Source organism: Salinarchaeum laminariae (genome assembly GCF_023204835.1).
Lineage (GTDB): Archaea > Halobacteriota > Halobacteria > Halobacteriales > Salinarchaeaceae > Salinarchaeum > Salinarchaeum laminariae.
Genome location: NZ_CP096270.1, coordinates 2,899,043 through 2,910,869, shown reverse-complemented (window position 1 = coordinate 2,910,869; position 11,827 = coordinate 2,899,043). Strand labels below are relative to the sequence as shown.

Below are 11,827 nucleotides of genomic sequence, written 5' to 3'. Positions count from 1 at the left end.
TACCATGACTGACACTGCAGACCCCACGACAGCTGCACAACCGGAGACGATCGCTGAGAAGCGCGATCGTATCGAGACGATCACTGAACAACTCGAGGACGGTGAAGTTTCCCTCGAGCGGGCGAAGCAATTACACGAACAGGGGCAGACCCTCATCGAGGATCTCAGGGGCGATCTGGATCTCGGCGACGGCTCAGTCACGGTTCGGGAGTAATTTCGATAGCTCCTGAGAACTGGCGTGCCCGTGTCTGTGGCACTACGTACTGCGGTACTTTGCCTTCTAATCTGTGAAGTCGGCCTCTCAGGGTGGCTCGATCAGTGGCTGAACAGCAGTCCCGCACCCACGACGATCACGCCGAGAGCAACGAGCAGGAGCAGCAACTGACGAGGGCCTACTCCATCGTGTCACTCGTCGAGCAGACGTGCATGGACGGAACAGCCCGCGGAAAATTGTGGGTGGGTGGTTCTGGTTCAAGTCGATAGCACTCGCCGAAGGACTATCGACCACTGGAATCTTCACGAATCTCGCCTTCGAGTTCCGCACGTTCACGCTCTCCTTCTTCTTCGTCAACGTCGTTCATCTCTGGCGCGGATCTGTAGCGCGATCTGGCACCTCCAGCAGTCGATCGAGTTCGAATCCCTGCCGGAGCATGCTTGACGGAACTACACTGGATAGTTGCTGCAGTTCGCCTCGCGCAAGATCACAGATCTCGCCGTCCCCGCTACTCGAACACTGAAGGGTCGAGCACTCGAAGGGAAGCCATGGCTGTGCCGTTTCTCGGCGATGACGGGTGGTCCCTCGACGATGTGCCGGACCAATCCGGCCGCACTGTCGTGATTACCGGCGCGAACAGCGGGCTGGGATTGCACGCGACCAGAGCCTTCGCGTCGAAGGGCGCCGACGTCGTCATGGCATGTCGGAGCGTCGAGCGCGGCGAGCAGTCGAAAGCCGACATGCAGGCGGACGTTCCCGCGGATCGCCTGACGGTCGAACGGATCGATCTCTCGGATCTCTCCTCTGTCGATTCGTTCGTCGAGGCGTTCGAGTCAGATCACGACGCGCTGGACGTGCTCGTCAACAATGCCGGTATCATGGCGATTCCGCGGCAGGAGACTGCCGAGGGCTTCGAGTACCAATTCGGCGTGAACCACCTCGGTCACTTCGCGCTCACTGCAGGGCTCCTCAACGTCCTCGAATCCACAGACGGTGACGCCAGAATCGTCACGCAGAGCAGCGGCCTCCACACGAACGGCGAGATTCACTTCGACGATCTGCAGTGGGAGGACTCCTACGACGCGTGGGGTGCCTACGCGCAGAGCAAGCTCGCAAACGTGCTCTTCGCCTACGAGCTCGACCGGCGACTGGACGCGGCTGGCTCGACCGTGACCAGCGTCGCCTGCCATCCCGGCTACGCGAACACGAATCTGCAGCGACGCGGGCCCGAGATGCAGGGATCGACGGTTCGGATCTGGGCGATGAAAGTGGCCAACGCGCTCGTTGCGCAGTCCGCGAAACGAGGGGCGCTCCCGACGCTGTACGCGGCAACCGACCCGGCGATCGCTGGCGGCGAGTACGTCGGCCCCGGCGGCCTCGCCGGGATGCGGGGCGCGCCCGAAATCCAGGCGTCCAGCGACCTGTCCTACGACGAGTCGCTGGCGACGCGGCTGTGGGAGGTCTCCGAGGAGCTGACCGGCGTCGAGTACGAGTTCGCGGACGGTTGAGCCACTGACGCAGATTCGTTTCGACGGTCGATTCAACTGCACTTTTCGGTCCTTTTCTGGGCGAGAAACGCTGCGAATCCACCTTCCCCACAGTCCTTTCAGTCTGAAATGGAGGCAGCGGACGGCGTCGACGCGACGTCTCCACGACCACCTCCAACCCGAGTAGCTGCTGCAACCACACAACGATAGCCCCCCATCGATGTCGATCGAACACACCTCTACCGATAGCGGTACGCCAGACGAACAGTCTCCCCAACAGAAATCCACGGCGACGGCCGTTCTCCTCGCTCTGGTGTTCGCTCCGATCGCGTACTACTACGTCGGGCGGACGAAGTGGGCGATCATCAACCTGCTGACGCTCAACTATCTCCTGCTTGGCATGGTGATCGCGCCGATCCACGTGTACACGATCGTCTCCGGCGACGGTTCCTGAGGCGGCTGCGCGACATTTCGAATAGCCCGTCGTCGCTCAATGCTCCGTTCGGGGTTCCTCACGATCGAGTACCACCTCGCCGAATATACCGAACTGACGGCCAGTGACGTCGAGTTTGCGACGCTGGTGTTCGACTTCCTCCCGCTCGCAGCTACGATGCAGTCCGCATCGGAGCGAGGTACCGTCAAACGAAATCAGGAATCGTCGTCCATCGCATCCGATAGGCCATCGAGCGCGCTGCCGGATTCCTGGTCGTTTCCCTTCGCCGCCATCGGATCCTCATCGACGTCGACTTCGTCGGGGACGCCGTGGCGGTCCTCGTACCGTTTCACCGCGATCACCTCTTTCTCGCGGAGGTAGTTCTCACAGTTCTCGTTCTTGCAGGACGCGAATAGCCGTTCGGCCTTGAACGGCGAGAGCGTGGTGCCACACTCGCTGCAGACCCCGGTGGCGCTCAGATCCGACGCGTTCGCGAACGCCTTGAGGTAGAGCTCCTTCTGCTTCGACGGCATGAAGTTCGGCCCCGTTTGCTCGATAGATTCCGCTGAGTCTTCGACATCCTCGTCGTTCGAGGACTCCGCGTCGTCGCTGGATCCGCTGATCGTTTCGCCGAGCTTCGTGAAGAGGCTCATCGCCGATCACCCCGTGCGAAATCTGGCCGTGACAGCACACTCATTGCACCCCGCGTTCGCTGCGTTGCGCCCGTGAATCGCGGCTCTCCCCAGTCCATCATGGTCGATCAATGAAGTCATTCTATTAAAGCGTATTGGCAGAAACGGAAATCAACTCGACGATTAGTTTAATTGGTGTGGGTATGGGGTCCCATTTGGCAGAATTGTTCCCTTAATAGCGATTACACTTCTGAACCCTATGTGTCGGGCTCGGCTGCTCCCCCGCAGCCAACCGACTGCCAATTACACCGATGCCGACGCCGTCGAGGTGACGGTCGTCGATTCGGAGAACCGTTCCAACGTGGCTCAGGATCGCTCGTCGAAGGCCGCCGTGATCAGCTCCGGCGCTCGCGCGAGCTCGTATCGGTTGAACTTCCCGCCGCTCTCCGTCCGGACCTCCTCCGAGTCGACGAGATCGATTTCGACGAGTCTGCGGAGGTAGTTCTGGAGCGACCGTTCGGTGTTTGGTGCCTCGTCTGCAGCGTCGCAGGCTCGGGCGTAAGCGTCGAATGCCGGCCCAATCCGCGCGGGCAGCTCGTCGCTGGCTGCGAGGTCACACAGTCCACGGAGCGCCAGCACGTGGTGTGTCCGGAGCGCGTCGAGAAGCTGGACGACGTCGTCGACAGCAACGCGCTCCCGAGCGCGAACGAGATGCGATCTGTTTACGGGGAGATCGCAGTCCGATTCGGCGATCTCACAGGCTGCTGCGACGAGTTCGAGGCCGAAGCCGACGTCGCCTCCGCGATCCAGCGCGGCCTCGACGGCGCCCTCGACCAAATCGTCCCCGACGCTCCCTTCGCGGACGGCCCGTTGGAGCCGCCTGTCGAAGATCGACTTGAGGTCCGAACGATCGTAGGGTGCGAGCGCCCGCTCGCTGTCGCTGATGGTCGCGAGTTCGACGGCATCGAGGTCGTTTCGCAGTGCGAGCCGCTGACTCGTGACGATCGTCGCGACCGCTGCGTCGTCGCTGACAGCCCCGATCACGTCCACGAGAAGTTCCCGCCGTACGTCGTCGTCGAGACGATCCAGGTCGTCGAGGACGACACACCGCGGGGACGGCGCCGTCGAGAGTCGATCGATCACCCGTTTTCGAGCGGTGTCGAGGGCGAGTCCGGTGTCCGGAAGGTCGGCACCGAGCTCGTTCGCGAGCCGCTGGCAGCAGGCGAACACCGTGTCGTCTGCCGCGCACTCGAGGTGGACGGCGGTTCCGGTCGCGCGCTCGAACCCCGCAGCGCACTGGTGCACGAGCTCCGTCTTCCCGCAGCCGGAGGGACCGTAGAGCGCGACCCCGACCGGTGCCTCCCCGTCGCGGCTCGGTCGCAGTATCGACTCCAGTGCCTCGAGATCGTCACTGCGCTCGGGCATCCCGTCGGCGACGCCGGTCGCCGTCAGTGTCCCCTCGTCGACGAACGGGGAGCAACTCGGCTGCCGGTCCAGTCCAGCCATGCGGCTGTGTATCATACGAAGCTGTATAAGGATCTTTGTACTGAAACCGGGGCCGATCGCCGGGAACACTCGAAGTGAACGGTCGTCGGGGACGGTACGCTGGAACGGTCGACTGGAACTGCCGACTGGGTCCCGTCGGCGCCGGCCATTCAGCGGATGTCGACGTCGGTGAACTCGAAGCGGCGACCGCCGCTGCTCACCGTCGCGTTCCAGCCGTTGGCGTCCGCGATGCTGACGACGATCGTCATCGCGAGACCGAGTGACGCCGACGCGTCGTCGACGCGGCCCTCCATCAGCGCGTCGCGCTCCTGTGGCGTCAGCGGGGCGCCGCTGCGCTCGACGTAGAACCCCTCCTCCAGCTGCCCGACCTCGATTCGTACGCCTGTGCCGCCGTGCCCGACTGCGACCTGGAGGAGATTTCGGAGGAGACAGTGGAGTTGCTCCTCGTCGGCGAAGAGGATCGGATCGGCTTCGATCGCCAGCTCGCCGTGCTCTGCATCGAGATCGTCCCAGACCGTCTGGAGCATGTCGCGGAGCTCGATCGAGCTGCGTTCGGAGGGTGTTCTCGTGTAGCGCGCGAGCGTCATCACGTCGGCGAGGAGCCCGTCCAGCACGTCGAGGTGATCGGCGACGGCGTCGAGTGGCTCCTCGGAGGCGTCCGTGGATGCGTTTCCTGCCGTCTGGACGTTCGATGGGCCGTTACTAACGTCGGCGTCCCGTGCCCGCTCGACGGTCTCGATCGCGCGCTGTAGCTCTTCGCGCAACGTCGTTGTGAGGACGCGTTCGAACTGCTCCAGGCGGCCGTCGAGTGGGGACTCCTCGCGCAAATTGTGCTTCTGCTCGGTGACGTCGACGGTGATTCCGGCGACGCCGGCGACCTCGCCGTCGGGTCCATACCAGGGTGCCTTGCATGTTAGGACCCAGATGTCCTCGCCGGTGTCCGAGTGCGTGTACTCCTCCTTCAGGTCGATCGGCCGTTCGGTCTCCATCACTTGCCGATCGTCCTCGACGGTCAGGCTGGCGTGGTCGCCGTGGTAGAGGTCGAAATCCGTCTTGCCGACGACGTCCTCGCTCGTGGGATGGCGCTTGCCTTCGTCGTTGACCAGATACTCCTCGGCGGACATCCCGATCTGCGCGTCGCTGACCTTCACGTGCCGACTCTGCTGGTCCTTGAAGTAGACCGAGACGGGGATATCATCGAGCAGGGAGCGTAGCATCGACTCTTCGCGCGACGGCCGGTCCGGATCGCCGCCGGTGGGATTGACCCAGAGGGCAAGTACCGCGCCGCCGTCGCTGGCGGCCGTCACCTTGACGCGTCGTTGTTCCCCGTCGGGACGCTCGATTGCGCCGGATGCGGAGCCGCTGCTTGGAGGGGTACAGAGCGACCGGAGATCGCCCTCTCCTTCGACGACGGCGTCGAACACCCTGTCCTCGCGGATCGGTGGCGATCCGACGCCGAACGCGTCGGCGAAGGCCTTGTTGTGATAGGTTACCGCTTCTCCTCGGAATACGCACGCTGGAACGGTGCTCGCGTTCAGGAGCGTCGCCAGCTCGTCGGCCACTGGATCGAACACCGACGGGTCCCGTCGCCGTGGGACGAGCGATTCGATTCGGTTGGCCAGCAGGGCGTATGCTCCGCTGGGCGAGCCGGGATTGCCGTCCGTTGCAGTCGCTCCGGCGGCGCCCGACCCGGCGACAGTCGCCGTTCCGCCGTCGGATTCAGGTGTGCCGATTCGCGGGACGAACGACGTCTCGGTGTCGAGCGCGTCGACGACAGCGTCGGGCTCGCAGGCGTCGAAGAAGACGATCGGCAGGTCCGGAACCACCTCCCGCGCTCGCGCAGTGATGTCCTCTGGCCGGTCGTATCCCTCGCCCCCGAGACTGGCCACGAGGCAGTCGATGGCTTCGCTTTCGAGGAGCGACAACGTCGCCTCGAGCGTGTCGGCGACGAGCACGCGCAGTCGATCGTCGGCTGCCTCGAGGTCGGCGGCTGGCAGTTCCGTGTGGGCTGCGTGGTCGTCGAGGTGGACGACGGTAAGCGGCTGCTTCGCGTGACCGACGCTCATGGGTTGCGATGACGGTCACCACGCGCAAATGGGTGTCGGTGCTCCCGACGAGTTACCAGCTTCCGAGCACTATGTCAATAGGCAAATCATTTCGCCCGGCTGCCTGCACTGGGTGTGACCGAACACAACTGCGAACGGTAACGCCTGAATGGAGTCGGTGGCATCGTCGCTCGATCTCCACTCACACGGACAGATTGGCCGAATGACACTGTTGTCATCGTCCACGTGAAAGTCGGTGAAACCAAAGGAAGAGAAACGATTCACTCGGATATGTGTACATATTTGTGCAATACTACCCGACGTGAAATTCGGGGCTACCTTTCATTTCCGTTGGCAAATACTATCCGCCATTCTCGCTAGTGAGAGGCTACGGGAGGGCCACGACAGGCAGTCACAATCGTGTCCTGACCCAGCCACACCCATGGTAGATAACGACTCGTCCGCCGGGGAGCAGACTCCGTCGGCGGACGCGCGAACGGATGGTGGATCGAACGCCGAACCGAACGTATCGGCACCAGAGAGATCTGACAGTGGACTGGACTGCTCGCGGCGGACGGTCCTGAAGGGCGTCGGTGCCGCCGGAATCGCCGGTACCGGACTCCTCGGGAATGCCTCGGCGGCGTCGGTCGGTAGCGGCGGGTATCACGACACGCCGCCGGCGGGCGCCGCGACGCACGCCTACGGCCGGCACACGACCGCCAACTTCGGTAGCGGTCCCGTCCCGACCAACGACTGGTACACCACGATCCCACTCGAGGGGATCACCGGTGACGACACGCTGCTGGCTGGACATCCGCTGGTGTTCGACACGCTCGGCGAGGGCCTCGCCGTCGGTCACCCCCAGGAGTGGACGACGAGCTGGGACGCCGGCAACCAGGTCGGGAACGCCATGAAGTCCAGCGCCTCGCAGTTCACCGTGAGCCACTCCGGCGCTGGCACGTACAGCGATGTTCGGCTGGACGACCACGGCGACTGGTCCGCGACTGGCGTCTTCGGCGAGGGAACGGGCACCTCGACGCGCTTCACGATCGCCCAGGGGTCGCCCTTCGCATTCTTCGAGTTCGCCGGTGGCGGCGGCGAGATCACCTTCGCGAGTAGCCCGACGGTGTTCCAGGACGACGGCAACGTCGTCGGCGTCTCCGTCGACGGCAGGGACTACGGCCTGTTCGCACCGAGTGGCAGCACCTGGTCCGGCGTCGGCACCCAGACCGTGACGACGGGGGCGTCGTTCGTCTCGATCGCGGTGTTGCCTGATCAGGCGTCGCTCGGGACTTTCGAGCAGTACGCGTACAACCAGATCACCGACACGGTCTTCGACTGGAACTACGACGAGGCGAACGCGACCGTCTCGACGACGTTCTCGTTCACCACGAACGACCGTCCCGACAGCGCGGCCTCGGGAACGATCACCGCGCTCTATCCACACCAGTGGAAGCACAGCAGCGAGCCGACGATGGGGGTCACCTACCCCTCCGCACGCGGCGAGATGCAGGCCGTCTCGGGCTCGTCGTTCTCGGTGAACTACGACTGGCACGGGTTCGTCCCCTTCCTCCCCGACGAGGGGAGCTACGATACGGCCCGCCTCGAGGGCCTGGTGTCGAACGTCGACGAGTCCGTACAGGGCGGCGTCGATCAGGACACCTATCGGTTCGGCAAGGACACCGCGAGCCGGCTTGCCAAGGTCGCCGCCATGGCCGATCAGCTCGGAATGACTGGCAAGCGGGACGCGCTGCTGGACTCGGTCCAACAGGGACTCGAGCAGTGGTTCACGCAGAGCTCCTCGGCGACGTTCTACTACGACGACTCGCTCGGCGTGCTCCAAGGTATCCAGGGGAGTCACGGGTCGGTGACCGACGTCTCCGACCACCACTTCCACTTCGGACACTACGTCTGGGGCGCCGCACGGATCGCTCGCCACGATCCCACCTGGGCGGACTCCAGCAACTGGGGCGGCATGGTCGAGGAGCTGATCGACGACTACGCCAACCCCTCCCGGAACGACGCCGACTACCCGTTCAACCGAAACTTCAGCGTCTATGCGGGCCACTCCTGGGCACACGGCTCCGGCAACTTCGCGGACGGGAACAACCAGGAATCCTCCTCGGAGGCGATGATGTCCTACGCGGCGATGATTGAGTGGGGCGAGTACACGGGCAACGACGAGATTCGCGACTTCGGCATCGCCCTGTACTCGATGCAGGCTCGCGCGATTCAGGAGTACTGGTACGACAAAGACCAGACGAACTTCCCGGACAGCTGGGAAGCCGACTTCGCCGGCATCGTCTGGGGCAACATGGCGGCGCACTCGACGTGGTGGACGTCGGACAGCGAGGCCGTCTACGGCATCAACATGCTGCCGCTGTCGGGCTTCTCGATGCATCTTGGCTGGGACGATTCCCTCGCGTCCAGAACGTTCCAGCAGATCTCGGATCTGAAAGGCGGTTCCTTCAGCTACTGGCCCGACATTCTCTGGATGTACGAGGCGTTCTCGGATCCCTCGGACGCGCTGTCACGCTTCAACGGCCGTGTCGACAGCTACTCGCCAGAAGCAGCACAGCCCAAGGCGCACACGCTCTACTGGCTTGGCAACCTCGACGCGATGGGGTCGCCGGATCCGAGTGTCACCGCCGACACGCCGCTCTATCAGGTGTTCTCCGATGGCGGCACTCGCACCTACTGTGCCTACAACGCCAGCAGCGGGAGTACGACCGTGACCTTCTCCGACGGCACGACGCTCACGGTGCCCGCCAACTCGATGGCGACCACCACCGGCTCTGGTGGCGGTGGCGGCACGGCGCCCAGTGCGCCGACGAATCTCTCTTCCCCGGGCCAGACCGAGAGTTCGGTGGACCTCGACTGGGACCACGACGGCTCCAACACGGCCTACTACAACGTCTACCGTGACGGCTCATTCGAGACGACATCCTCGAGCACGGCCGCGACGATCACCGGCCTCTCGGCGGGGACGTCCTACTCGTTCCACGTCACAGCCGACGACGGCAACGGGAACCAGTCGCCGGATAGCAACGCGATCACGGTCTCGACGGACTCCGACGGCGGCGACGGCGGCGCCTGGTCGAACCAGGACGTGGGCTCGGTCTCCACGGCCGGCTCGACGAGCACGAGCGGCGGCACCCGGACTGTCCAGGGCGCGGGCTCGGACATCTGGGGCAGCGCCGACGCGTTCCACTACGTCTACCAGGAGGTCAGCGGCGACGTGACGGTGACTGCGAACGTCACCAGTATCGAGAACACCCACGGCTGGGCGAAAGCCGGCGTGATGGTCCGTGAGACCCTCGACGCCGGCTCCGTACACGGCATGGCCAGCGTGACGCCGAGCAACGGAACGGCCTTCCAGCGCCGCACGTCGACGGGTGGCTCCTCGGCCACCACCGCTGGCGCGGACAGCTCCGGCGCGTACTGGGTGCGGATCGAGCGCTCCGGCGACACCATCACGGCCTACGAATCCGGCGACGGCAGCAGCTGGACGGAGATCGACAGTGCGACGATCGCGATGAGCGACTCGGTCTACGTCGGGCTTCCAGTGACGAGCCACGCCTCGGGGACGCTCTGTGAGGCTACCTTCGAGAGCGTCTCGGTCGACACCGGCGGCGGTGGCGGCGGAGGCGGCAGCGGCGGGGACTACTCAGGCTCGAGCGGCGATGGCTGGAGTGCCAGCGTCGAGTCAGTCGGTAGCGATCAGGACGAGTGGACGTTCGAGCCGAACAACGCCGCTGGCTGGGCCGACGTCCAGTTCGCCGATCCAGGGACTGACGGGTGGGTCGGCTACCGGATGGACGGCAGTGGCACGAGCCACACCTACACTCGGGATACCAGCGACGACGGCAGTTCGATCGACTTCCGATTCGTCTACAACGACGGCAGCGGCGGTCAGTACGTCTCCGAACGACGGACGCACGAGTACTGATCGACTGGCGGCTGTCGGGTCGCATCGTCCCGCCGAACACACCCCAGACGAACTTTTTTGGTGCTACTGGTACTGGCGCCTGTCGACTCCGGCCCGCGATCAGAGCACGCCGATTGCCGTTACGCCGGCGATGAAGACGACGAGCACGAGTAGCGCCACCAGCCCGTCGTTCTCGCGAATCTTCCGGTGGATCGGCATCTCGGCGTAGGCGGCTGCGAACGTCTCCCGGTTCGTCTCGTCGTAGAAGTGTTTTGTCGCGCCCGCGAACCGGCCAGTGACTGCACAGCCAGTGCAGACCGGCTCGCCGACGAGCCGTTCGGTCTCGGTGTGTTCGGGACAGGCGATCGCGCCGCAGTTCGCACAGTAGGTCAGGGTCGGGGCGTGCTCCCTGTCGGCGTCGTTGTCCTCGCTCGCGTCGGCAGGATGCGATCCGACGTGCATGCGATCGTCCTCGCAGTGTACGCAGTGGCGAAACTCCGCGTCCTGGATGAGCGTTCGACCGCCTGCGGCGTACAGCTCGAGTTCGTACTCGTACTCGCCAAGCGAGGTCGCCACGGCGACGTGCGGGAGGTAGACGGGATCGAGCGATTCGACGCTGACGTCGGTCGGGCCGGGGCGGCACGTTTGCTCGTACTCGACGCCGTTGTCGCCAGTGTAGCGGACCGTCGTCTCGTGGCGGTCCTGGCGGTCCCCGACGAGCCACTCCCGGTAGGCTCCGAGGTCGCCCGCGAACCGTTCGACGTCGGTGCGATCGTACGCGCCCTCGAGCGACTGGTGGTCGATCGAGAGCCGATCCTCTCGCGTCGCGTCGACGAGCTGCGCGACGTCGTCGCTCGACCGTGCGATCTCGCCGTGGCCGTCGAGGACCGACCGTTCGCGATCCGTCACCTCGTGAATCACGCCGACGTCGGTCTCAAATTTCGCGTCGACGGCCGTCTCGGCGGCGAGCACCGGCTCGAATCGCACCGCTGTCAGGGTGGCACCGACGGTCCACTCGTCGAGATTTGCGACGTCGGTGGCGGCGCTCTCGAGGTACCCCTCGAGCGTTTCGCGATCGGTCGGTGGGGCGATGGACTCCTCGCAGACGATCTCGACGGTGCCGTTGTAGAGATCGAGGCCGATGGACTCGCCAGTCTCGATGAGGTCCTCGCCGTCGATCAGTTCGAACTCGACGTCCTGGGGATCCTCGTGGACCCGTTCCGCGTACTCGCGTGCCGGTTCGGTGAAGCGGCCGGTCGTCGCGATTGCGGCCCGCACTGGGCCGTCGTACTGGTAGGTGTGTGCCGCGGAGTGGGTCTTCTGAACGACGGGACGGCTCACGACGTCGGTGTGTTTGCACTCGACGACGACCGCTGTCGGCGGGCCGTCGGAGACGCTGTCGTCCCCCACGGTACCGTCGTCGAGCATCGTCACGTCGCGCCCCTCGTCCGCGATCCGCTCGGCGCGTTCGACGTCGCGGTAGCCCTGGTGGCGGAACACCTCGACCATGACCGCCTCGAACTCGAAGCCGGAGAGCTCGTCGAGGAGGGTCATGGAGCTACCGGGAGATCCCGGCGCGTCG

General features: G+C 64.7%; 8 protein-coding genes. 4 read left to right on the top strand and 4 right to left on the bottom strand.

Annotated features, from left to right (window positions below):
* Positions 1-4 precede the first annotated feature (4 nt).
* The 3 genes from xseB (at position 5) to MXF70_RS13925 (ending at position 2,155) form a co-directional block, all read left to right on the top strand.
* On the top strand, positions 5-214 hold the full coding sequence (gene xseB, locus MXF70_RS13935) for an exodeoxyribonuclease VII small subunit (protein ID WP_248516272.1): 210 nt from the start codon (positions 5-7) through the stop codon (positions 212-214).
* Positions 215-762: 548 nt separating this feature from the next.
* Positions 763-1,722 carry an oxidoreductase gene (locus MXF70_RS13930; RefSeq protein ID WP_248516271.1) on the top strand — a complete coding sequence of 320 codons (960 nt, stop codon included), beginning with the start codon at positions 763-765 and terminating at the stop codon, positions 1,720-1,722.
* Between the two features lie 199 nt (positions 1,723-1,921).
* A complete protein-coding gene (locus MXF70_RS13925) occupies positions 1,922-2,155 on the top strand; it encodes a TM2 domain-containing protein (RefSeq protein WP_248516270.1) in 234 nt (77 codons plus the stop codon).
* A gap of 194 nt (positions 2,156-2,349) precedes the next feature.
* Here the strand turns inward: MXF70_RS13925 and MXF70_RS13920 are convergent, their stop codons facing one another.
* From MXF70_RS13920 to MXF70_RS13910, 3 genes are all read right to left on the bottom strand, one after another.
* Positions 2,350-2,787, bottom strand: coding sequence for a hypothetical protein (locus MXF70_RS13920; RefSeq protein WP_248516269.1), 438 nt, complete (start codon positions 2,785-2,787; stop codon positions 2,350-2,352).
* Between the two features lie 345 nt (positions 2,788-3,132).
* Positions 3,133-4,272, bottom strand: coding sequence for a Cdc6/Cdc18 family protein (locus MXF70_RS13915; protein ID WP_248516268.1), 1,140 nt, complete (start codon positions 4,270-4,272; stop codon positions 3,133-3,135).
* A gap of 149 nt (positions 4,273-4,421) precedes the next feature.
* Positions 4,422-6,338 (bottom strand): PAS domain-containing sensor histidine kinase, encoded by a 1,917-nt coding sequence (locus MXF70_RS13910; RefSeq protein WP_248516267.1) that lies wholly within the window; start codon positions 6,336-6,338, stop codon positions 4,422-4,424.
* 421 nt (positions 6,339-6,759) lie between these two features.
* Between MXF70_RS13910 and MXF70_RS13905 the strand changes: the two genes are divergently transcribed.
* Positions 6,760-10,266: a glycosyl hydrolase gene (locus MXF70_RS13905; protein WP_248516266.1), complete on the top strand. Its 3,507-nt coding sequence runs from the start codon at positions 6,760-6,762 to the stop codon at positions 10,264-10,266.
* A 99-nt stretch (positions 10,267-10,365) separates the two neighbouring features.
* Here MXF70_RS13905 and MXF70_RS13900 read toward each other — a convergent pair whose 3' ends face one another.
* Entirely contained in the window at positions 10,366-11,799 is a 1,434-nt protein-coding gene (locus MXF70_RS13900) for a restriction endonuclease (protein ID WP_248516265.1), read from the bottom strand.
* Positions 11,800-11,827: the final 28 nt, after the last annotated feature.

What these genes read in the sequence shown, in the direction of transcription:
- MXF70_RS13905 (WP_248516266.1), top strand. Translation starts at nt 6,760, where the DNA reads ATGGTAGATAACGACTCGTCCGCCGGGGAGCAGACTCCGTCGGCGGAC.
- MXF70_RS13900 (WP_248516265.1), bottom strand. Translation starts at nt 11,799, where the DNA reads ATGACCCTCCTCGACGAGCTCTCCGGCTTCGAGTTCGAGGCGGTCATG.
- MXF70_RS13915 (WP_248516268.1), bottom strand. Translation starts at nt 4,272, where the DNA reads ATGGCTGGACTGGACCGGCAGCCGAGTTGCTCCCCGTTCGTCGACGAG.
- xseB (WP_248516272.1), top strand. Translation starts at nt 5, where the DNA reads ATGACTGACACTGCAGACCCCACGACAGCTGCACAACCGGAGACGATC.
- MXF70_RS13930 (WP_248516271.1), top strand. Translation starts at nt 763, where the DNA reads ATGGCTGTGCCGTTTCTCGGCGATGACGGGTGGTCCCTCGACGATGTG.
- MXF70_RS13920 (WP_248516269.1), bottom strand. Translation starts at nt 2,787, where the DNA reads ATGAGCCTCTTCACGAAGCTCGGCGAAACGATCAGCGGATCCAGCGAC.
- MXF70_RS13910 (WP_248516267.1), bottom strand. Translation starts at nt 6,338, where the DNA reads ATGAGCGTCGGTCACGCGAAGCAGCCGCTTACCGTCGTCCACCTCGAC.
- MXF70_RS13925 (WP_248516270.1), top strand. Translation starts at nt 1,922, where the DNA reads ATGTCGATCGAACACACCTCTACCGATAGCGGTACGCCAGACGAACAG.